24 protein-coding genes are annotated in these 22,076 nt (G+C 39.9%); 13 read left to right on the top strand and 11 right to left on the bottom strand.

The window, feature by feature from the left end; translation table 11 throughout:
• Window position 1: 1 nt before the first annotated feature.
• Window positions 2-1,051: a DUF2955 domain-containing protein gene (locus tag J8L71_RS14105; RefSeq protein WP_211001087.1), complete on the top strand. Its 1,050-nt coding sequence runs from the start codon at window positions 2-4 to the stop codon at window positions 1,049-1,051.
• Window positions 1,052-1,099: 48 nt separating this feature from the next.
• On the opposite strand, the gene J8L71_RS14100 is transcribed toward J8L71_RS14105, so the two are convergent.
• From J8L71_RS14100 to J8L71_RS14090, 3 genes are all read right to left on the bottom strand, one after another.
• Complete coding sequence (locus tag J8L71_RS14100; RefSeq protein ID WP_211001086.1) at window positions 1,100-1,966, bottom strand: bile acid:sodium symporter family protein; 867 nt, start codon at window positions 1,964-1,966, stop codon at window positions 1,100-1,102.
• Between the two features lie 263 nt (window positions 1,967-2,229).
• The gene (locus J8L71_RS14095) at window positions 2,230-2,811 is read right to left on the bottom strand and encodes a uracil-DNA glycosylase family protein (protein WP_211001085.1); all 582 of its coding nucleotides are present in this window, start codon (window positions 2,809-2,811) and stop codon (window positions 2,230-2,232) included.
• Between the two features lie 150 nt (window positions 2,812-2,961).
• Window positions 2,962-3,318, bottom strand: a complete 357-nt coding sequence (locus J8L71_RS14090; protein ID WP_211001084.1) for a VOC family protein — start codon at window positions 3,316-3,318, stop codon at window positions 2,962-2,964.
• 224 nt (window positions 3,319-3,542) lie between these two features.
• Between J8L71_RS14090 and J8L71_RS14085 the strand changes: the two genes are divergently transcribed.
• From J8L71_RS14085 to J8L71_RS14075, 3 genes are read left to right on the top strand one after another with little or no spacing between them, the layout of a single operon-like run.
• On the top strand, window positions 3,543-3,881 hold the full coding sequence (locus J8L71_RS14085) for a hypothetical protein (protein ID WP_211001083.1): 339 nt from the start codon (window positions 3,543-3,545) through the stop codon (window positions 3,879-3,881).
• Window positions 3,878-5,467, top strand: a complete 1,590-nt coding sequence (locus J8L71_RS14080; RefSeq protein ID WP_211001082.1) for a PepSY-associated TM helix domain-containing protein — start codon at window positions 3,878-3,880, stop codon at window positions 5,465-5,467. The genes J8L71_RS14085 and J8L71_RS14080 overlap by 4 nt, the downstream gene beginning before the upstream one ends.
• Before the next feature lie 2 nt (window positions 5,468-5,469).
• Entirely contained in the window at window positions 5,470-5,805 is a 336-nt protein-coding gene (locus J8L71_RS14075; RefSeq protein WP_211001081.1) for a DUF3325 domain-containing protein, read from the top strand.
• A 214-nt stretch (window positions 5,806-6,019) separates the two neighbouring features.
• Here the strand turns inward: J8L71_RS14075 and J8L71_RS14070 are convergent, their stop codons facing one another.
• Entirely contained in the window at window positions 6,020-6,541 is a 522-nt protein-coding gene (locus tag J8L71_RS14070) for a lipocalin family protein (RefSeq protein ID WP_211001080.1), read from the bottom strand.
• A gap of 120 nt (window positions 6,542-6,661) precedes the next feature.
• On the opposite strand from J8L71_RS14070, the gene J8L71_RS14065 reads away from it, so the two are divergent.
• Genes J8L71_RS14065 through J8L71_RS14055 form a run of 3 tightly spaced genes read left to right on the top strand, consistent with a single transcriptional unit; the run spans window position 6,662 to window position 8,071 of the window.
• On the top strand, window positions 6,662-7,117 hold the full coding sequence (locus tag J8L71_RS14065; RefSeq protein ID WP_058405404.1) for a YaiI/YqxD family protein: 456 nt from the start codon (window positions 6,662-6,664) through the stop codon (window positions 7,115-7,117).
• Entirely contained in the window at window positions 7,118-7,669 is a 552-nt protein-coding gene (locus J8L71_RS14060; RefSeq protein WP_211001079.1) for a hypothetical protein, read from the top strand. It abuts the gene before it with no gap.
• Window positions 7,670-7,678: 9 nt separating this feature from the next.
• Window positions 7,679-8,071 carry an ACT domain-containing protein gene (locus J8L71_RS14055; protein WP_211001078.1) on the top strand — a complete coding sequence of 131 codons (393 nt, stop codon included), beginning with the start codon at window positions 7,679-7,681 and terminating at the stop codon, window positions 8,069-8,071.
• 45 nt (window positions 8,072-8,116) lie between these two features.
• On the opposite strand, the gene J8L71_RS14050 is transcribed toward J8L71_RS14055, so the two are convergent.
• Both J8L71_RS14050 and J8L71_RS14045 read right to left on the bottom strand, forming a co-directional pair.
• A complete protein-coding gene (locus J8L71_RS14050; RefSeq protein WP_211001077.1) occupies window positions 8,117-8,548 on the bottom strand; it encodes a hypothetical protein in 432 nt (143 codons plus the stop codon).
• 121 nt (window positions 8,549-8,669) lie between these two features.
• Complete coding sequence (locus J8L71_RS14045) at window positions 8,670-9,551, bottom strand: LysR family transcriptional regulator (protein ID WP_211001076.1); 882 nt, start codon at window positions 9,549-9,551, stop codon at window positions 8,670-8,672.
• Window positions 9,552-9,695: 144 nt separating this feature from the next.
• On the opposite strand from J8L71_RS14045, the gene J8L71_RS14040 reads away from it, so the two are divergent.
• On the top strand, window positions 9,696-10,301 hold the full coding sequence (locus tag J8L71_RS14040; RefSeq protein WP_211001075.1) for a short chain dehydrogenase: 606 nt from the start codon (window positions 9,696-9,698) through the stop codon (window positions 10,299-10,301).
• 99 nt (window positions 10,302-10,400) lie between these two features.
• Window positions 10,401-10,571: a hypothetical protein gene (locus tag J8L71_RS14035; protein ID WP_211001074.1), complete on the top strand. Its 171-nt coding sequence runs from the start codon at window positions 10,401-10,403 to the stop codon at window positions 10,569-10,571.
• Window position 10,572: 1 nt separating this feature from the next.
• Here the strand turns inward: J8L71_RS14035 and J8L71_RS14030 are convergent, their stop codons facing one another.
• The 5 genes from J8L71_RS14030 to J8L71_RS14010 all read right to left on the bottom strand — a co-directional run bounded on the left by J8L71_RS14030 (window position 10,573) and on the right by J8L71_RS14010 (window position 16,831).
• Window positions 10,573-11,229: a class I SAM-dependent methyltransferase gene (locus J8L71_RS14030; RefSeq protein WP_211001073.1), complete on the bottom strand. Its 657-nt coding sequence runs from the start codon at window positions 11,227-11,229 to the stop codon at window positions 10,573-10,575.
• Window positions 11,230-11,249: 20 nt separating this feature from the next.
• Window positions 11,250-14,900 (bottom strand): AAA family ATPase, encoded by a 3,651-nt coding sequence (locus J8L71_RS14025; protein ID WP_211001072.1) that lies wholly within the window; start codon window positions 14,898-14,900, stop codon window positions 11,250-11,252.
• The gene (locus J8L71_RS14020; RefSeq protein ID WP_211001071.1) at window positions 14,897-16,144 is read right to left on the bottom strand and encodes an exonuclease SbcCD subunit D C-terminal domain-containing protein; all 1,248 of its coding nucleotides are present in this window, start codon (window positions 16,142-16,144) and stop codon (window positions 14,897-14,899) included. Before J8L71_RS14020 ends, J8L71_RS14025 begins: the two co-directional genes overlap by 4 nt.
• A gap of 79 nt (window positions 16,145-16,223) precedes the next feature.
• Window positions 16,224-16,460, bottom strand: a complete 237-nt coding sequence (locus J8L71_RS14015) for a hypothetical protein (RefSeq protein ID WP_058550433.1) — start codon at window positions 16,458-16,460, stop codon at window positions 16,224-16,226.
• A gap of 134 nt (window positions 16,461-16,594) precedes the next feature.
• The gene (locus J8L71_RS14010; RefSeq protein WP_211001070.1) at window positions 16,595-16,831 is read right to left on the bottom strand and encodes a hypothetical protein; all 237 of its coding nucleotides are present in this window, start codon (window positions 16,829-16,831) and stop codon (window positions 16,595-16,597) included.
• Window positions 16,832-17,123: 292 nt separating this feature from the next.
• Here J8L71_RS14010 and J8L71_RS14005 point away from each other — a divergent pair, with 292 nt between their 5' ends.
• From J8L71_RS14005 to J8L71_RS13990, 4 genes are all read left to right on the top strand, one after another.
• The gene (locus J8L71_RS14005) at window positions 17,124-19,571 is read left to right on the top strand and encodes a M1 family metallopeptidase (protein WP_211001069.1); all 2,448 of its coding nucleotides are present in this window, start codon (window positions 17,124-17,126) and stop codon (window positions 19,569-19,571) included.
• Entirely contained in the window at window positions 19,571-20,065 is a 495-nt protein-coding gene (locus J8L71_RS14000; protein ID WP_211001068.1) for a DUF6702 family protein, read from the top strand. The genes J8L71_RS14005 and J8L71_RS14000 overlap by 1 nt, the downstream gene beginning before the upstream one ends.
• A gap of 306 nt (window positions 20,066-20,371) precedes the next feature.
• Window positions 20,372-20,989, top strand: a complete 618-nt coding sequence (locus tag J8L71_RS13995; RefSeq protein ID WP_211001067.1) for an HAD family phosphatase — start codon at window positions 20,372-20,374, stop codon at window positions 20,987-20,989.
• A 121-nt stretch (window positions 20,990-21,110) separates the two neighbouring features.
• Entirely contained in the window at window positions 21,111-21,836 is a 726-nt protein-coding gene (locus tag J8L71_RS13990) for a YebC/PmpR family DNA-binding transcriptional regulator (protein WP_211001066.1), read from the top strand.
• Window positions 21,837-22,076 lie beyond the last annotated feature (240 nt).

Below are 22,076 nucleotides of genomic sequence, written 5' to 3'. Positions count from 1 at the left end.
TATGAGCAAAGTTGTTAGCCAAGGCCCACAATTAGACTCCAATGGCCTGCGCCAAGCATTGCGTATTGCTGGCGGGTGCACTATTGGTTTTACAATTAGTAAATTAATGAATTGGCCAAACGGTATATTTTTTACCGTTTACCCAATGTTGTTATTAGGCATGGTACCTACACTTAGCCGCGCTGTTATTACACAGTTTTTTGCCTCGGCTGCGTTTAGTGCATTTATAGTACTTATTATGCAAGGGTTGTTTTCTCACCTGCCTGTGGTGATGACCTTATTAGTGTTTGTGGTTTTTTGTATTTTGTTTTATCAAATGAGCTGTGGAAGCGCCTTTTTATTTGGTGCTTTAGGTGTGGTGAGCTTGTCTATTCAGCTGCACTTTTCAAGTTATGTTGATCAAGGTACTAGCATTTACCCGCTTATTTTAAGTAATGGTTTGGCTATTTTTTTAACCGTGATCATTGCTGCAATAATGCATGGCCTATTTCCTGACGTGACGGCTCGGCCTGGGCGAGCAATGCCTAGCAAAGCAAAAGAAAGTATTCGTCATGAAGTACTGCTTTGTGCAAGTGTGGCTACGCTTTCTTTTGTGGTTTTTCAGGTGCTTGATTTACAAGACTCTATATCGGCGCAAGCTGCGTCTGTACTCATTTTGTTTTCATTGTGCTGGAAAGCCGCAGGAATGGCTGCATGGCAACGTGCTATAGGTACGCTTATTGGCTGTAATGCTGCGCTTTTATCGCAATTGCTTTTGTATAGTCACTCAGACTTTTTACTTTTTCCAATCATCACTTTATGGATACTGTCGTTTATATTTGCGCGTTTTCATATTTTAGGCGGCGGTATACCAGGTATTGGTTTTGGCGTATTAACCACTTTTGGTATTTTGTTTGGTAACTACTTAGGCCCTGGGCAAGACCTAGTTTACAGCGCATTGTACAGATTTAGCTCGGTATCGGTGGCTATAATTTTAAGTTTGTGTGCAGTGTACATAATGCACCATATACTTAATCGCTTTAGCGTTACCCGCCATCATACTTTTGATTAGCACATTAATTAATAAACATAAAAAAGGCTGCAGTAGCAGCCTTTTAATTTAAGATATGCGCTTATTTTTAAGCTTTAATCCTGCAATTAATAACAGCGGACCCACAAACATGGCTAGACCATATACGCCTCCTGTTACTGCGTATTCGGGCTTATTTAAAAAGCTTATAGCAATTAAAATAGCCAGCGATGCGTTTTGAATCCCTACCTCAATACCCAATGTAAGCGAATCGGTAAGGTTAAGGCTTGAAAGTTTTGCTATAAGTAAGCCAATAACCATTGAGCCAATATTAAGTGCTATACACGCCCAAAATACATCGTTAAACGAGTTTACGAGTAGTGCGCGCTCTTTTATTACTAGCGCGGCTATCATTGCAAGCATAAAAAATAACGAAAAACGCCTAAAAAACGGCTCGCTTTTAATAGCAAACTCGCTTTTAAAATGGCGCAGGCCTATACCTATTGCTACCGGTACTAAGGTAATTACAAATAGCCCAAGAGATGTGGTTAATATAGAAAAACTGGCATCAATTTGCGGGGCAAATTGGTGCATGGCAAAGCCAATAATAAATGGTGTGGTAATAATACTAATAGCGGTTGAAGCTGCAGTTAAACTTACCGAAAGCGCTAAATTAGCCTTTGCGAGCTGGCTCACTACGTTTGACATAGTGCCACCTGGGCAAGCGGCTAAAATCATTAACCCTATTGCAATTGGCGTGGGTAAGTTAAGTAAATAACATAAACCTAAAGCCAGTAGCGGCATAGCAATAATTTGCCCTACCAAACCCAAAGCAATTGCTACGGGCTTTTTAAAAAGTCGCGAAAAGTCGCCAAGTGTAAGCCCAAGCCCCATTCCAAACATTATAAGTGCAAGGGCAAGTGGGAGTATGATTTCTGTTAAAAATGATGCATTCAAATTAGCCGGCCTTTGTTGTTTTTAATGCCAAAAATACTTAGTCGTTAAATGAGTATAGGATTAGCTGCGTAGTTGTTGCTACGCGTTTAACTTATCTTTATTTACTAAATTATGGCTTTTATGCTTAACTTTTATCAGTAAACGCATTTGTTTGCACGGCTTTATTGTTTTAGCTTACGTTATTAGGTGTGTATTACATAGCAGTGGTAAGGTTTATGTAATTGGCAATGGCTGTAAAGCCCCTTTACGTTTTAACAACGTTGTTATTTATTTAAGATGTTAGCCACACGCTCACTTAATTCTGGCAATACGGTTTGTTCAAACCACGGATTTTTTTTAAGCCAAATATTATTGCGTGGGCTTGGGTGCGGTAACACTAAATGTTGTGGCCAATACTCACGCCACGATTTTACCAACTCAGTTAAAGGCCTATTTTTAGTATGAGGTAAATGATACGCCTGCGCATATTTACCAAGCACTATAGTAAGCTCTAAATTAGGTAGAGCGTTAAGTAATTGCTCTCTCCATGCGGGAGCGCATTCTTTACGAGGTGGTAAATCGCCCGACTTTCCTTTACCTGGGTAGCAAAAGCCCATAGGTAAAATAGCTATTTTTTGCGGATCATAAAACTCATCAACACTTAGCCTCAGCCATTCTCGTAGGCGTTTGCCGCTAGCATCGTTAAAGGGCTTTCCAGTTTCGTGTACTTTTATGCCAGGTGCTTGGCCAGCAATTAAAATACGAGCATTAGGGTTAAATTGTATTACAGGGCGAGCGCCCAAAGGTAAATGAGGTTCGCAGATCACGCATTTACTAACTTGCTCTATTAATTGGCTGGTATTCATGTTTATTTGGCCTTAAATGCTTAATATTTATCCTAAATGGCCATTTTCACCCTGTGAGTTGGTAAAAAATCGGTTTATTTTAATTAAAACGGCCAGTAGTTGGTAAAATCGTGATCTCTATGCAAAACAGTGCTGCAGCCCTTATAATACTTACTGTTTCTCCGACCATACTGCAAATTCGTTACCGCTAGGCTCTGTAAAGTGAAACCGGCAACCGCCCGGAAAGTCAAAAATAGGCTTTATTATTTCACCACCAAACAGCACTACTTTTTTATAGGTTGCGTGAATATCGTTACTGTAAAACACCAGCAGAGCAGCCCCATTTTGAGTAAGCGATTTAAGCGGCGCATTAAAAAAGCCACCGTCAAGCCCTTGGCCGCTAAACGCTGTGTACTCTGGGCCGTAGTCGGTAAACTGCCAGTTAAATACGTTAGTAAAAAAGCTTTTTGTGGCTTTTAAATCGCATGCTGGCAGCTCTACATAATTTAGCTTTTCGTGGTTGCTCATTATTAGTTTGCTTTTAATACTTAGCTTTAATTGCCACTTTAAACCATTAGCTAATGGCTTATCAACAGCCTCTAAATAACCAAGATCAGTATTTTACTAAGTTATATAATTTTTTATCTAAATTAACTCAGTCATACAAATGAGAATAGCTATCTTTTGTATTTGAAGCCTATATAATAGCGCCTTCATTTATCCTCCATGTTTAAATAAAGGGTTTGTTAACTATGCAGGCACCGTTGCATCGTGCATCTTTTACTAATTTTAATCTTGAAGCATTTTTTAAAATTGCTAGTAGTTACAAGGTATTAGTATTTTTACGTTTTTTTATAGCCATTGTAGGAGGCTATGCTTTTACCTCTGCTGGTATTGCTTTATTAAGTGTTGTGCTACCAATAGCCAAGCAAGATGCTGTGTTGTTTAGCGTGTCGGTCAGTATTTTAATTTATGCTGTTGTGTTTATTTATGCGTTTTCGGTTAAGTCGTTAAAGACTGTATGGATCAGCATTTTACTAAGTACAGGACTGTTTATTGGCATACTTGCAGTGTTAAAGGGTTGGCTATGAAAGACAGTTTTTTTAGGTCGATGACGTGGCTACATACGTGGGTAGGCTTACTTACATGTTGGATCATTTACGTTATTTTTTTCGCAGGCACAATTAGCTTTTTTAGAGACGAAATAAACCTGTGGAACCAGCCTGCCATTCACAATGTACAAGCACAAACCGACAGAGTGGCCGCGCAGCGCATGCAAATTGTTAAAGGCTTTGATTATTTAAGCCACCATGGTGCAGGTTCAAACAGCTGGCGTATAACATTACCAGAGCAGCGTATTCCTTATTTAGTATACGGCTATGCAGAGCCAAAAGAGCCAGGACAGCGTCGCAGTAAATTTATAAATACCCAATTAAACCCAAATACAATGCAAGAACTAGCGCCTTTTGTGGATACTAAGGGGGGCAGTTTTTTTTATCGGCTTCATTACCAACTCTACTATTTAGATGCCATAACAGGACGCTGGGTGGTGTGTTTTGCCAGCTTTTTTATGTTGCTTGCGATTATATCGGGTGTGGTAATTCATAAACGTATTTTTAAAGATATGTTTAGTTTTAGGCGTAATAAAGGAGTGCGTAGCTGGTTAGATGCGCACAATTTAAGTTCGGTGCTTGCTTTGCCGTTTCATTTAATGATTACCTACACAGGTATTATTACGCTTATATTTATGTTGTTCCCCTACCCTGCGCTAACTACCTACGACAATGGCATGCGTGGCTTTTTTAACGATGTATCGCCTAGCAATAACGTGACTAATAAAGCGCAAGGTAGCGCGGCAATGTTGCCTATTAATAACATTTTGGATCAGGTTTATACTAAGTGGCCAGGTGCTGATATACGCAGTGTTAGAGTAAGCGAGCCTAATATGGCGGCCTCAACGGTTACTGTTTTGGTAGACCCTGGTAAGGAGTTGCGCGATCAAACGCCAAGGCTTTTATTTAGTGGTGCCACAGGCGAGCTTGTTGACCAATCGGCAGATGAGCTCACTAAAAGCAAAGCGCTTTACGAGTCACTTAACTCTATGCATACAGGGCGTTTTGCCACACCGTTATTGCGTTGGTTATATGTATTAGGCGGTATTGCAGGCTGTGTGATGATAGCTACTGGCTGCATAATGTGGGCTAAACGTATACGCGAGCGCAGTAAAGGTAAGGCATCGTTTGGCTTACAATTAGTAGAAGGCTTAAACCTTGCGACTATTATGGGCTTACCCCTTGCCTCTTGCGCGTTTTTTATTGCCAATAGGCTACTAAGCCCAACGCTTGCTGAGCGCGGCGATAAAGAAGTAACAGCGTTCTTTTTAGCTTGGTTAGTGGCGGGTGTTATTGCTCTAATTAAACGCGATAAGCTGCAATGGCGTGTAATGGCTGCTATTAATGCGCTTGCATGTTTAAGCGTTCCTGTAGTTAATGCGCTCACAACTAATGGCAATATTGTTAGTTATTTAATCCATAAACAGTGGGCGTTATTTACGTTCGATGCGTTATTTTTACTCTTTAGCATAATGTTTTTAGTACAAACCGAAAAATTACGTACTGCCAAAAACAATGTAAAAGCAGATAGTTTAAAACCAAGCACCCATCAAAAAGGAGAATAAGTATGATGGAATTACTTACTTTTAGCCTGTGTTTATTTGGTTTTAATGGTTTTGCGTTGGCAAAATTTAATCACTTTAAAGATGTTTTTAAAAAACGCCCTACTGAATTGCAACGTAAACAGCTTTTAATTGTTGCTTGGATCAGTATTTTACTAAGCTTAGTCATTTTTGTTGTAACACAAGGTAGTTATGGAGCTTTGCTATTTTGTGGGTTTATGAGTGTAAGTGTTTTAATTATAACAACTTTTTATAATTTGCTAACCGGCTATGTAAAATTGTTTAGTGTTTTAAATGCAGCATTAATCACAGTGAGTGGGCTATTTTTAGCATTAAAATAGCGTTAGTTGGTAAAAACGTGATCTGTGACTTTTAGTTTCAAATTTTTAGAAAAAAAATGGCAAGCTATTAAGCTTGCCAACAACAAGGGGGATATTCAGTATGTCCAACACTTGCATGTCTCGTTGCAAGTGCAGCTAATATAGCCTCAACATATTTAACTTACTTTACAGTAAGATGATCCTTTTATTACAGCTGTAAAGGGGCTTTACACAGCTATTGCTTAACCCAAATAATTTGCTCTGTTGCAAAACCAAGCTCTTTAGCTTTAGTTGTAAAATGTTGTTTAAGTTCATCACTAACTGTAGGTGTGCGCGATAAAAACCATAAATAATCACGGTTGTAGCTCGTTATAAATGCATACTGGTAGTCAGGCTGGTCAAGTTCAAAAATTACGTAAGCGCCATAAAATGGGCCAAAGAACGACACTTTGAAATGGCCTGTATCAGTCCCTTCTACAAATTTAGCTAAACCCTCTGCTTCATCCCACTTTTGCTCTTTGGTGATATAACCTTTGTTAAGTACCTTTACAGTACCGTCGTCGTTTACTGTGTAAGTAGCTGTTACCTGATCCATACCTTCTTCAAAAGAGTGATCTAGGCGGGCAATTTCGTACCACTTACCTTTGTATTGCTCAAGGTCAAAGTTTTTAACGGGGGTAATTCCTTCAGGTGCACTTGTGCAGGCAGTGAGTAAAAATAACCCTGTAATAAGTAAAATAGTCGTAATCGATTTCATGAAAGCTCCTTTTTAAAAGTGATGATGTTTGTACGACCGCAAGCAAATAAAGTTTGCTAGCCGATTAAAATAAATTGCTATAGGATCAGTTAAATACTAGAGCAATTAAAAGATTAAAGCATGAAAATATGGGTAGATGCCGACGCGTGCCCCGTGGTCATAAAAGAAATTCTTTTTAGAGCAGCAGAGCGCACGCAAACACCAACCATTTTAGTGGCTAACCATGCAATGCGCATTCCGCCTTCAAAATTTATTAGCCGCGTACAGGTTTCTAGTGGGTTTGATGTTGCCGATGACGAAATAGTAAAGCGTGTAGAAAAAGGCGACTTAGTCATTACGGGCGACATTCCACTTGCCAGCGAAGTTATAGATAACGGCGGCCAAGCACTTAACCCGCGTGGCGAGCTTTACACGCCAGAAAATATTCGCTCGTTGTTAAACGTGCGCGACTTTATGGATACTATGCGCTCAAGCGGCGTTGAAATGAGTGGCGGGCCACCACCGCTTAGCCAAACTGACCGCCAAAATTTTGCAAATAACCTTGACCGCATTTTAGCGCAAAATAAGGCAAAGTAAGTGACAGAGCAAGTTGTTGGTTTAGGTGAGTATGATTTTAACGTAGCCGTGTATGTCGCAAAAGCACCGCCTATGCCCTACTTTGAAACCCTGCAAAGTATTGAGCCTGTAATAAACGAGCAAATAAATACCATAAACCAGCACTGTGGAAATGGTTGGCGTAAGGTGTTTAACGTATACGCTAAAGTGTTGTTTGCATTACCGAGCGAACATTACAGCTTTGCAAAACAAGCCGATAGTTGGCAAGCGTATCGCGATAAATTTTTACTGCAAAACAACAGTAAAACAGCCCTTTTATTTAGTGCGCCCATTATTAACGGTACTAATAAAAACCAGCTGCATATAATTGCTGGGCGTACGCACGCTAAAAACTTACTTCAACAAGGTAAGCTTAATGCGCAATTTAATTGGCTAGACGACGAGTTTGCAATTGATACAACGAACCACATTATTGTTTGCCCGTATTTTGATTACAGACAGTTAAGTAATATAAAAATAGCCCGTTTAAGCGCACTAGTTGCACAGTTAAAAAACACTAAAAACAGATCGTAAGGAACTACTATGGCCGGAATTTTAGAGTTAAATGAATTATTAAAATCAATGCAGCCAGAACTAAAACAAGGTGAATACATATTTTGCTGTTTGGCAGGTAACCTTGCTGACTACGTTCATTTAAACCCGCTCGCCAGCTACGTTGAAGAAGAAGGGCTAACCCTTATTTTAAAAGCTGAAACTGCCGACAAAGCCGGTATTACTTACGAGGGTAAATATAATTTAATTACCCTTAATGTGCATTCAAGCTTAGAGGCTGTAGGGTTAACCGCTGCGGTATCGGCTAAATTAACTGAGCGTAATATTAGCGCCAATGTAGTGGCCGCGTTTTATCACGACCATATTTTTGTACAAACTGATAAAGCACAGGCGGCCATGAAGGCACTTGGTGAGATTAGTTAAGAGCTAATTTGATACAAAGCCGATATTGCAGTATCGGCTTTTGTTTTATTTATCGCTGCAAAAGTGCTGCGCTACAGGCTCCAGTTTTACTTTATCGCCTGCCGTTACGGCTACACATTGTGTGTTTTTATCGAGTTTTTGCTTTTGAATTACAGTAAATTCACCCTCGTTGGCAGCGTATAAATTATATTGATAGGCGTCATTACCGCCTTCAAATAGTGCCGTAAATAACCCTCCTATTAAGCCGCCAATGATGGCTCCGCCTACCATTTCTTCAGTGTTACCATCTAAGCTGTCTACAAAGCCAAACCCAGCGCCTGCTGCTATGCCTGTGCCTACTTCAGATGAAAGCGTTACTGGTTGCATTGATTCTACCGATGCGTAGTAGCGCTTAACTATTTGGTTTTGATTGTTTCTATCTACCCCTTGAGATGCGCAGCCTGAGAGTAGTAATACCGCGATAAGATACTTTTTCATGTTGAACCCCTATTAATATTTAATAGGAGGATTGTAAGCATGCAAGCATAAAAAATATGTGAGGAGTTTGTTTGTAGCTGTTAGAAGTTGTAAGCGTGTGTAGTGAACTACACACATTATTTTACTCAACCACCAACTTTGACACCACCCATTTATGCAGTGGGTTTTTATTGTAGCGTGGATGCCACGCGGCTATTACATCAAATGGGGCTGGTAGCTGCTGTAGTTCTATTTTTACCAAATCTGAACTGACTGCGCGTGAGGGTAAAAACGCGATGGAGTCGGTGGTTTCTAAGTACATAGGCACAATAGAAAAACACGGCGCCGATACAACAACATTGCGCGTTAAATCAAAGCTTTTAAACCAATCGTCAATAGAGCCTTTAAAATTTGGGCGCGAAGGAGAGGCAATAATACTTGGATAACTGGCTATTTGCGCTAAGGTCGGTTTTGTCCCTGCTATTGATGAGTTAGCGGAGGTAACGCAAATATGTTGCTCTTCAAATAACTTAATAATGGGGTAAGTACTTGGGATGTAGTCGGGGAAGGCAATGGCTAAATCAACTTTACCGTTTTCCATTAAATCGTGCAGGCTGTCGAGTTCAAAGTCTCTTATTATTAGTTTTAAGTTGGGCGCGTGATCTCTTAGCTCTTTTACAAGCGCTGGCAAAACAACTTGCTGTGCGTAGTCGGTAGCGGCTATTACAAAGGCACCATCAACCGTTTTTGGGTCAAATATTTTAGGTGCTATTAATGCCTGAAAGTCGTTTAATAGTTTGTCTATGTCTACCGATAACTCCTCTGCATAAGGCGTTGGCACAAAGCCGTTGGTTTTTCTTAAAAACAGCTGATCGTTAAATACATCACGTAGCTTTTTTAGCTGCTCACTCACTGCTTGCTGGGTTAAGCCCAATTTACCGGCCGCTTTTGATGCGTTTTTTTCGCGAATGAGCGCTTGAAAAATACGTAGCTGTTTTATATCTAGCCTGTCTAACTTACTCATACCAATGCCTTTGTTGTTTAAGCACGATTAACGTATCACATTACCACTTATTTTTGTATCAATTACATGAAAGGGTTGTTTCTAATTGTTGAGCTACCCCCTTACTATGCCCCTACAGACTAAATTGAATGATTGGAGCAAACAATGAAAACAGTAATTTTAATAGGCGCACTGGGTAAAATGGGTCAAGCGGCATTAACCGGTTTATCTAATCATAAAGTAATTACAGCGGGTCGCTCGGGCGAGGTAGATCATATTGTTGATATTACGAGTGAAGCGTCAATTACTGCTTTGTATGAAAAAGTAGGCCACTTTGATGCTCTAGTAAATACAGTGGGTTTATGTGAATACGACACCTTTGCTGATATGAGTGAAGCTCAGTGGATGACGACCGTTATGAGCAAAATGATGGGGCAAATTAACCTTGTACGTATTGGTCAAAAGTACATTGCCGATGGAGGCTCTTTTACGCTGATTAGCGGTATTTTAAACGTTAAACCTATCCCTTTTGCGATTGCCGATGCAACAACAAGCGGCGCAATAGATACGTTTGCAAAATGCGTATCACTAGAAATGCCGCGTGGCACGCGTATTAATGTGGTTAACCCTACTGTGCTTGAAGAAGCATGGGACGTATATGGCGAAATGATGCCAGGTTTTCAACCTGTACCAAGCAAGCTTGTAGGTAAAGCGTTTGAGCGTTCAGTTGATGGCTTTATTACTGGCGAAGTTATTTTTGTAGATGCATAACTACCCGCCAGATTGGTGAGAGAAACTAGCAAACTAACAAGCGCTTTGCATTAACAGTAACTGCAAAGCGCTTAAACACAGATTTTAACAGGTGATGAAATGAAAAAATTAATACCCGTATTTGCGATATTATTGGCCGCAGGCTGTGCCAATATAGCGCCAAGCTCGCAATATGTTAGCGAGCCAGGAGCCAATTCTAGTAAAGAATGTAAAACCATACCGCGCCATAAACATACGGTTAAATGGTGCAGGGCGCATCCTTCAAGATAAGTTAAACAACGTACCCGCTAAAACCAAGCGCTTTAAAATAAAGCTTAGGAACGCCGTATTTACACTCGTTAAGTAACTCGCTAAAGCGCATTCTATTAAGTGGGTAAAATTCACTTTCTAAGTTTTGAGCTGTGTAGGCTTGCCCTGCATCGCTTAAGCCTAAATCGGCACACACAGTGATTTGTGCTTCGCGCTCAAAGTCGGTTTCGGGTTTCATTAAATCGCTGATAAATAAGTGTGCGCCTTTATTTAAATTAGCTTTAATGTTTTTAAGTAGCTGCTTTTTACTACCGTCGTCTTCTAAAAAGTGCATTACGAGTAGGCATAGTGCGGCGTCGGCCTTTGCTGAAAGTTTATCTAGCTCGCCTTCAATAACGTTAACGCGCTCTGCTATGCCGTGCTCTTCAAACTCTTGTTTAGCAATGTTGAGCATATCACCAGAGATATCTTGCGCAGTAAATTGCCAAGTAGGGTTTAAAGCAGCCAGGGCGAGTACTTCTTTGCCTGTACCCGCGCCTACTACTAAAATATGCGCATTATCGTTAAGAGTTGCTTTAAGTTGTGCATTGGTAAGTTGGTGTAATAGCTCATAACCAGGCACTAAACGTGTTATGCGGCTATTGTATTGAGTTGCTTGCTCGTCTTTAAATGTTGGCATTTTTAATTCCTTTAATCAGCTTATAAAACTTCAACAGTGGAGTATCCACCACTTTGTTTACTTACATGTACTTGCGTGGCTACACGTTCGCTCATTTCGCTCACATGCGATATAACCCCTACTTTGCGGCCTTGTGCTTGTAATGAATCGAGCGCGTCCATAGCAACGCTGAGTGTTTCGCTATCTAACGTACCAAACCCTTCGTCAATAAACAAAGAGTTGATTTGTACTTTGTTTGACGAAAGCGATGCAAGCCCTAATGCCAATGCCAGTGATACTAAAAATGATTCCCCCCCAGAGAGCGTATTAACCGAGCGTTGTTCGTCGGCCATGTCGCGGTCAATAATGGCAATATCGAGTGACTGCGCAATGGCTGTGAGCTCGTAGCGCTTATTAAGGGTTTTTAAATGGCTGTTAGCATAATGCAGTAATATTTTTAGTGTTTGTGTTTGCGCTAAGTTACGCATGGTTTTACCGGTTGCATCGCCTAATACTTTATTTAATAAATGCCACTGCTCTACCTGTTTTTTAAGGGTAGCGAGCTGCGTTTGCTTACCCTCGAGTGCTTTGGCATTTTGGTTATGCTGCTCTATGGCGGTATTAGTGGCAAGTAAACTATTTTGCTGATCAGTTTGCTTTGTATTTAATGCCCCTAATTGCTCGGTTAGTTCAGTGTGGTTTTGTGATGGCTTGTTAGTATTATGGTGATCTGTATGCGCACTTTGTTGCTGCTTAAGCGCGGCATTTGCATCAGTAAGTGCTGCTGAAAGCTGTTCAAACTGGATTAAATGGGCTTTAATTTGCTCACTACTTAACGTTAGTAAAATTGTGATCTGCTCATGCGTTGCCTCACTGTACTGGGCTTTAAAGTCACTAAACCATTGCTTATAACGCGCATCAAGCGTTGCAAGCTCTGTGCTTTGCTCGGCTAAGCGAAGTTCAGCGTTTTTAAGCTCAATTGCATGCTCGTCTCGTTTTTTAACTGCACTATCGTAAGCTTGCTGGCTTTCGTTTAACTGTGTTTGGCATTGCTCAAGCTGGGCATTGATTTTTGCTTGATAGTCGTTTGCGCTTATTTGCTCGTTATTAAATAACGCAAGGCGCTCACTTTGTGTTGTATTTTGTAGCTGCTGAGCACTGTTTAAATCATCTTTTAGTGTTTTAAGTGCACTCTCGCTTTTGGTAATTAGCGGCGTAAGTTGCTGTGATTGTTGATTGGCAGTGTCTATTTGTTTTTGGCTTTGCTCAAGTTGCGCATGTGTTTGTTGATATTGTTCAACCTGCTGGCTTAAATCACTTAAGTTAAGCGAGCCTGCTTGCAGTTGCTGCCAAAAGTTGCTGTGTTCAAATTGTGCATTAAGCGCTGTAGTGAGCTCACTAATTTGCGACGTTAGCTCAGTGTGTTTTGTATTTACTTGGTTTAGTTTATTGGTTAATTCACTATTTAAATTATGTAATTGCTGCTGTGTTTGTTGCTCTGCTTTTAGTGAGTTTTGTTGTTGGTTTACTTTTTCTTGCAGGGCATTTTGCTGTTTTTGCGATTCAAAATACTGCGCTTTATGCCCATTAAGCTGTTTATAGGTTTCTTCTAGCTGCTCTGGTGTAAGGGCATTTAGATGAGTACGCGCAGCTTCCATGGTGGCTTTCATTTCGCTTCGTTTAGTATTGAGCGTTTGAATTGTTTGGCCGTGCTGAGCGTGTTCGTTAACGAGCACGGCATGCTGTGTTTGATGCGTGTGTAACTGCGTTTGGGCACTATCATACTGCTTTTTAGCATTGGTATAGCTGGCTTCAAAATCGGCTATTAAGTTGTTTAACTGCGGGTTTTGATCAGTAGCATAGGGGTGCTCGGTTGCACCGCACACTACGCAGGGCTCGTTAGGGTTAAGCTGTGCGCGCAAATGCTCTACGTTTTCGCTGGCACGCAGGCGAGCTTGGTTTAGCGCGTATTCGTTATGTTTTAGTGCCTGCTCGCACGTTGTTAGGTTTTGTAAAAGCGACTGCTGCTGTTGCTCACTTTGGCTAAGTTTAGCTGCAATGTTATTTTGCGCTTGCGTGCTTTGCTTAAGCTCTTGGGTAAATTGCGTGTAGCGTATTCGCTGCTCTTTTAAATAATCAATATTTTTAAGCTCGCTGTCGCATTGCTCAATATTAAATTGGCGTTGTTGCTCGTTCAGCTCGTTTAGGTTTTTTTGATCATGGCTTAGTTGCTGCTCTTGCTGCTCTACTTTTTTATTTTGCGTTGTTAAAAGCTCAGCCTGTTTGGTTTGCTCTGCTAGTAACTGCTGGTTTTGAGTTGCTGTTGCATTTAGCTGCTCATTAGCAGATAGATATTGATTAAAGCTATGTTGGTAGTAGTTCCAATCATTGGCTAGCGGTTTAAGCTGCGTATGCTCAGCAAGCCATTGCTGATGCTGCGTATTTAGTTTAGTTGCCTCATCAAGCGCAGTTTGGCTTTGCTTATGTTGAGTTTGTAAATCCGTTAATTGCTTTTGCTCTTTGTCGCTTTGCTGAGTAAGGCTAGTAATGCTTTGTGCGTGTATAGCAAGCTGGCTGTCGAGCTCGCGGGCTTTTGCAATAATTGGCTCAGCAGATTGCTTTTGCTCTTGCGCTGTTTTTAATTCGCTTTGCTTTATTTTAAGTGTTGCGGCCTGCTCTTCAATAAGCGCTGCGTGGTCAATACTTTTTAAGTTACTTATTTGTGTATTAAGGTCCTTATTTTGCGCCGTTAAATACTCATGTCGCTTTCGGTTATCTTTTATTTCAAGCGCGCTTTGTGCTTGTTTTGCTTGCTCACTTTGAAGAGCAATTGCTTCAAGCTCGCTATTAGCATGCTGCTGATTTTTTGTGGCTTCTTCAAGAGCTTGCTCAAGTGTACTGGCTTGCTTATACCAGTTTAAACTTTGCTCTGTGCTTATTAGTGCTTTTTTAGTGTGTTCTATTTGCTGTTTTAGCTCATTAAGCGTGGTGTGTTTTACTGATAATTCATCTTCACTTAATAAGGTATAGCTTGCGAGGCTTGCTTGAAGTAAATCAAATTTATCTTTTAATTCTTTGTTGCGCTCAAATATACGTTTTCCAATCAGGCTAAATTTATCTGTGCCTGTTAAGCATTCTAATAATTGCGCGCGTTCATCACCGGTGGCTTTTAAAAAGGCAGCAAACTCATGCTGCGCTAATAATACCGCACGGGAGAATTGCTCAAAGCTTAGCCCTATTTTGGTTTCTATTTCTTTTATGGTTTGGCTTTTGTCTGCTATGAGGGTTTCATCGGGCAAGGTAACTAACGTGTGCTCGGCGACTTTTAATTTACCCGTTACTTTTTTATGAGTGCGCTGAATTGAATAACGGGCGCGGTAACGTTGTTTGTCTTGCCCTATAAAATCGACCTCAGCGAAGCCTTCCCACTTTCCTCGGCGTAATAAGTTACGCGCATCGTTTAATTTTATGCTGTCGCCATTAAAATCAATTAGGTTGCCTTTATCGCCTTTTAGGCGAGCCGTTTTTGTGTAAAGTGCTAAACAAATGGCATCTAAAAAGGTACTTTTACCCGCGCCGGTGTCGCCGTTTATAGCAAACAAGCCCGCATCTTTTAGTGGGGCTTGGGTAAAGTCGATTTCGGCGTCAACTATAGATGCTAAGTTATGTATGCGTACTGCGGTAATTTTCATAGTTGTTCTTGCTCCGTCAGCTCACTTATTACATCGTTTAAAAGCGCTTTTAGTTCATCGGGTACACTTTGCCCAGCCATATCTTTATCATTTGCGAATGCTTGCTCTAATAAATTTTGTGGATTTAGCATTTCAACTTCACTTAAATCTTCAAATACAGATTCGTTGTCGTCTGTTGCTGATTTTTCACGTACTCGTTCAATACCGCAAAATTTTATATTTTTGCCTTCAAGTGCTTGTTCTATTTGTTCTCTGAATGTGGTGTCGGTATCGCTCGATTTAAGTTTTACGCGTAAATAGGGGGCTACTGTATTTTGCGCTGTATCGAGGGTTTTAATTTGTTCGCACAGTTCATTTAATGGTACACACTCCCCTTTAGGTAATACAATAACGTCGGCTGCTCGTGGAATGTAAAGGGGGTTTACAGTTGTGCTAATGTCATGTTTTTCATCGGTTTTAAATTCGATAACATTAACTTGGTGAGTGTAATTACGCTCTGAAAACGACATAGGAATAGGCGTGCCGCTGTAGCGAATAGCGTCATTTTTAGCAACTTGTTGCGCTTTGTGTAAATGGCCCAGAGCTACATAGTTGGCTTTTCTGCCAAATACATTGGCTGAAATAGACTCTTCCCCACCTATCACTAAGTTACGCTCTGAATCACTTGATATGTCGCCGCCTTTAGCATGTAAATGGCCCATTACTATTAACGGTGAATTTTGTTCATTAACCTTATAAGCATGATCTAAGGCAAGTTCATATGCTTTTGCAACGCCTTGTGCGTAGCTAGGGCCGTTTTTTGTTTGGCTTAGGGAACTAATATCACTTGAACGTAAAAACGGCATAGCAACGATTACAGCGCGTTTATTATTAGTGTTTATTTCTATAATAATATCGTTAGGCGTTGATACATCAAAACGCCCTACTACATGGGTATCAAATTGAGCCAGTAAAGGCTGAGCCGCTAATATACGATTAGCAGAGTCATGGTTGCCCGCAATAATTACCACATGTAATTGTGGGCACTGCTTTTTAACATCTTTTATAAACTGATAAAGTTGGTTTTCGGCGCTGGCGCTAGGTGTTGCCGTATGGTAAATGTCACCTGCAACTAATAATAAATCTATTTGTTGCTCAACAAGTGTGGCAAGTAACCAGGTAAAAAATGCTTGATGCTCTAAACGGCGGTCGTGTTCGTAGAATTGTTGGCCAAGGTGCCAATCTGAGGTGTGGAGAACTTTCATGTCGCGCTCTTAATAAAACCGTAAGAGCGCCAATATACCCAAGGCAGTTAAAGATGCAAGCCTCGGGTGTGCTTTAGCTTTAGGTTAAGTTATACCACGCTGCAAAAATAACCGGTAAAGCCAAAAGTGCCATTAATAATGGTAATTTTAGCGTTTTAGTTTGCTTTGCTTGTAATGCTTTAAGTGCGTTTGTTTCGTTACAGGCCGCTACTTTATCAATATAAAAATAACCTGAATCGAGATACTGCTTGCAGTTGTTCTCACTTGCTGGGATTGCAATTAGTTCTTGTTGTTTTTTTAGGATGTAAAAATCCATAAGCCCACCGCATTTCTTACTAGTAATCGATACAAATTTGAGGATAAACGTGACGAATTTATTTGCCTCAAATAAAAAGGTGGGCGATTTTAAATATAAACAGCAACAAAGATCAACCTAAAATTACACAATTTTTAATTTATCGTATAAATAGTTAAAATTAGCGAAAACACCGCAATATTTGCGCCAATTATTAACCATATTTTACTGTGTTTATGTTCAGTAGGTAGGCGTTTTAGCGCATCTTCTTTATCATACGCTGACACAACATCTACATAAGAATATTGGTCAGCTTCGTAGCGTTCAAGTAATGTTTTTTCAGCAGGAATTGCCTCGAGCTGATGATCTTTTTTTACGATGTAAAATTTCATACTGTGCTCCTTTAACTTTTTACTTAATTTAACTTTAAGCTATTTCTATGAATTAGACCTGAAGCACAGAAAATGTGCACAATTATGTGTTTTTGATTCCCTATATAACTGCCTTTTGTAAACCCCCTTTACACTTTAAAGTTCGTAGTATTTTGTTACAAAATCACTTTATTTTTTTATACAAAAAACTAAGCGAATATCACCCCAAAAATACGGCACTTGGTCGCTAATTTATTGAAGCGTGTAGGTATATTTGTCAAAGTACAATCACAAAATTATTTTAGGACTAACAATGAAAAAAATAAGTCTTACGCTTAGTGCTTTTGTATTGCCCCTAGCAATATCTAGCGCAGCTATGGCGTCATCTGTTGAGCAAACAAAAGGCTCTTACGTAGATAAGTTTCGTCAATTAGATGAAGCCCTTCCAACACCTAATGTTTACCGTAGTGCAGCGGGTGAACCGGGTGAGAATTACTGGCAGCAACGTGTTAATTACGACATTGATGTAAAGCTTGACGAAAAAAAGCGCCGTATTACGGGTAGCCAAAGCATTGAATATAAAAATAACTCGCCACATACGTTAAAATATTTATGGTTACAGTTAGATCAAAATATATTTAAAAGCGACTCTATTGCTGAAACAACTAAAACCTTTAAAAGCACACTTAATAGTTTACCGGCACAAAAACCAGCTAAGTTAAGTTTAGGTGAGCTTCGTCGTCAGCAGTTTATGAGCGACAACGAACTAGGCTATACAATTAGCGGCGTTAAAGATGATGATGGTAAAGAGTTACGTGTAACGGTTGTTGATACGTTAATGCGTATTGATTTAAACGAGCCATTAAAGCCAGGCAAAGAAGCTGAGTTTAGTATGAACTTTGCTTTTAACATTGTAGAAGAGGATGCTGTTGGGGCTCGTTCTGGTTACGAGCACTTTGAAGAAGATGGCAACGATATATTTTTACTTGCTCAGTGGTTTCCGCGTTTAGCTGCTTATACAGATTATGAAGCATGGACTAACAAGCCATTTTTAGGCTCTGGTGAGTTTACGCTTGAATTTGGTGACTACGATGTAGAAATTACCGTTCCTGCGGATCACATTGTATCGGCAACGGGTAAGCTTGATAACGCAAGTCAAGTACTTACACGTACTCAGCGTAACCGCTTAGAAAAAGCAGAAACGTCAAAACGCCCTGTGTTTATCGTTACTGAAGAAGAAGCGTTAGAGAACGAAAAAGAAGGTACCGACAAAACTAAAACGTGGCACTTCAAAGCCGAAAATGTACGTGACTTTGCTTGGGCGTCTTCTCGTAAGTTTATGTGGGATGCAAAAGGGTATCAGCAAGGTGGCGATGTTCAGCCGCTTGTAATGGCTATGTCGTTCTTCCCTAAAGAAGGTGGCGACTTATGGAAAAAATACTCAACTGAAGCTGTAGTGCACACGATGGAAGTGTACTCTAAGTACTCTTTTGATTACCCATACCCTGTAGCACAGTCTGTAAATGGCCCTGTAGGTGGTATGGAATACCCAATGATCACCTTTAATGGCCCTCGCACCAAGTTACAAGACGATGGTACGCGTACTTATTCTCAGGCTGAAAAACGCTTCCTACTTGGCGTAGTTATTCACGAAGTTGGTCATATTTACTTCCCAATGATTGTTAACTCAGATGAACGCCAATGGACGTGGATGGATGAAGGCTTAAATAGCTTTTTAGATGGCGTTGCTGGTCGTGAATGGGATCCTACGATTCCTTGGGGTGTTGAGCCTCGTGACATAGTAAGCTACATGAAATCTCAAAACCAAGTGCCAATAATGACTCAGTCTGACAGCGTGCTTCGTTTAGGGCCTAACGCTTATACTAAACCTGCTGCAGCGCTTAATATATTACGCGAAGTTATTTTAGGTCGTGATTTATTTGATTTTGCATTTAAAGAGTACGCTCAACGCTGGAAATACAAGCGCCCTACTCCTGCAGATTTTTTCCGTACAATGGAAGAAGCCTCTGGTGTTGATTTAGATTGGTTTTGGCGTGGTTGGTTTTACACCACAGACCATGTAGATATTTCGTTAGATAAAGTGTACAAACTGCGTTTAGACACTAAAAATCCTGATATTGATTACGGGCGTTTACGCGATATTGAAGCTGAGAAGCCTACATCGTTATTTGTTGAGCGTAACCGCGCAGAAGGCAAAAAAACGTGGGTAGAGAAAAACACTGACGTTACCGACTTCTACGATGAAAACGATCGCTTTACTGTTACCAATAAAGAGCGTAACTCGTACAACAAGTTCTTAAAAGGCTTAGAGCCGTGGGAGCGTAAAACGCTAGACCGCGCGCTTGAAGAAGATAAAAATTATTACGTTATGGAATTTTCAAACCTAGGTGGTTTGGTAATGCCTATTTTATTAGAGCTAACTTATGAAGATGGCACTACCGAAGAGCGTTATATTCCTGCTGAAATTTGGCGTCGTAATTACAAAAATGTTCAAAAGTTAATAGTTACAGATAAAAACAAACCACTTGTTTCGGTAACTGTTGATCCGCGCTGGGAAACTGCAGATGTGGATGTTGAGAACAATAACTACCCTCGCCGTATTATTCCTTCTCGTATAGAAGTGTACAAAAAGGAAAAGAGCAAAGCTAAGGTTAGCCGCGATATCATGCAAGATATTAAAACTGAGCTTAAAACGGACGATAAAAAAGACGAAAAGGATGACGGTGAGGAGCAACAGTAATGCGCTTTTTGCTTGTTATTGTTTGCCTTTTAGTTGCTGCGCCAAGTATGGCGCATCAACTTAAGTCATCGGTTACTACTGTGCTTTTTAATAAACGTACGAGTAATATTGAGCTTATGCATCGCTTTTACTTACATGACACCGAACACGCTGTAGGTAAACTATTTGAAGGCAAGGTCGATATTATTAGTAATAAAATTGATCAGCAGCGTTTTGCAAAATATGTTGAATCGCACGTAGCCTTAAAAACGCTTAGTGGTGAGACTTTAAAACTTAACTCTGTTGGAGCACAAGTAGATGGTAAGTTTTTTTGGGTATACCAAGAAGCTGCTATTCCTAAAGGGATTGAAGGTATAAAAATGAGTAATGGCGCACTACGTGACTTATGGCCATCTCAAGTAAATATGGTAAACGTTGAAGGTAAAGGTAAGATTAAAACTCTAAACTTTAGCCAAGACGATACCTGGCTCGAAGCTCGCTTTGAGCAAAACTAGTATCTAACTTCCCCAACCGACGCGCACAATAATTAATGTGCGCGTTTTCTTTATAAATTTAAACTACGTTCAGTTTTGATCTGCTATAAGTAAATTTACGTAAAATTTGGTAGTTCAGTTTGTATATTTACCTTTTATTGCGCATGCTACACTTAGAAATTATATTTACTGTGTTATCAATAGATTGATAGCTGTGTAAATAAATAATTTAAATATGGTTTCATTTATTCTTTTATTCAAAAGTATAAGCAGTAGAGATTTTTATGTTTAAATTTCATTTAGTATCGACTAAATTCAGGGAATGATATGACTACTCAGGTAGAGGCTATCCGTGGTGTAATTTTTGATTTAGATGGAACGCTAGTTTCGTCAGAATTAGATTTTTCGCTTATAAAAGCACAAATTGGCTGTCCTTGTGAGCAAGACTTACTTGATTACATTGCGCAGTTACCGTCTCCTTATATGCGTGAGGAGGCAATGAATATAGTCCATCAGCATGAGTTGATTGACGCTCAGAGCGCGAGTATTTTACCAGGCGTTGCTGATGCAGTTAATGCTTTGAAAGCCAAAGAAATTCCGATGGCTATTGTAACGCGCAATTTTGACAAAGCCGCTGCAATTAAGCTTCAAAATAATCCACTTCCTATTGAAACAGTATTAACCCGTAGTGACGCGCCAGCAAAGCCCGATCCGAGTGCATTAAATGCAATTTCTACTCTTTGGAATATAAGCCCTAGCAATTTATTGTATGTAGGGGATTTTCTTTACGATATTCAAGCAGCTCATAATGCTAATATGCGCGCGTGTTTATATGCTCCAGATACAACTCCAGCATACGCCGACCAAGCCGATTATGTTTTACATGATTTTATAGAATTAGTGACCTTAGTTGATAGTTACTCTCAAAAAGTAGAGTTATGTTAAATAGCGTGCGGTTTTAATTATTCAAGAATTAGAGCTGTATTATTAAAATTTGTTAACTAGCCCAATTCGGATGAAATTGGTAAAATATTGTAAAAGCTAACGTATTCATTAGAGGCATAAAATGGGCAGAGCATTTGTAGTTCGTCAAAGTTCTATGATCAAAACAGCCAACGCAAAAACAAAAATAAACTCAAAGTACGGTAAAGAGATTTACGTTGCAGCAAAAAATGGCGAACCCGATCCTGAAGTTAATCAAACACTACGTCGCTTAATTGAAAAAGCTAAAAAAGACCAAGTTCCAGCTCACGTTATTGAAAAAGCAATTGAAAAAGCTGCTGGCGGGGCAGGCGAAGATTACGCTGTTGCACGCTATGAGGGTTACGGACCAGGAAATTGCATGGTAATAGTTGATTGTTTGACTGATAACCCAAACCGTACAATAAAAGATGTACGCTTGCCGTTTACTAAAACCGACTCAAAAATTGGTACTCCTGGGTGTGTTGCACACATGTTTGATCATTATGCAGTACTTGGTTTTGCTGGTGATGACGATGAAGTTGTACTTGAAGCACTCATGATGGCTGATGTAGATGTAAGCGATGTTGAGTGCGAGAATGGTAAAGTATCGGTTTTTGCACCGCCGACAGAATACTTTAAAGCTAAAACAGCCCTTGAAGAGGCATTTGAAGGCATTAACTTTGAAGTTGATGAAATCACGTTTATTCCTCAAGTTAATATTGAAATCGAAGACGAAGAAGTGATTGCCAACTTTGATAAGTTTATAAATATGCTTGAAGATTGTGACGATGTACAAAATATTTATCACAATGCTATTGTAAAAAATTAGAGTAAATTCTTTAAAAAATACTAAAAAAGCGCGTTTTGTGTAAGCAAAACGCGCTTTTTTACGTTTGAATAAATGTTAGATATTCATGCTGGTTATTACTCCAATCTGCAATTGAACTAAACCAGTTTGAAGGATTGAATTTATCGCTAATTGCGTTAAAAACGGCATTAAATTCTTATATTTTGGCTCATACATGAAAAAACCAGCCCGAAAGCTGGTTTGACACGAAAAAATGACTCA

Origin of the sequence: Pseudoalteromonas sp. MMG007, from assembly GCF_018100985.1 — a bacterium.
In the GTDB taxonomy this organism is placed as follows: Bacteria; Pseudomonadota; Gammaproteobacteria; order Enterobacterales; family Alteromonadaceae; genus Pseudoalteromonas.
The sequence above is the reverse complement of the archived record's forward strand: the minus strand, read 5'-3'. Positions and strand labels throughout refer to the sequence as shown.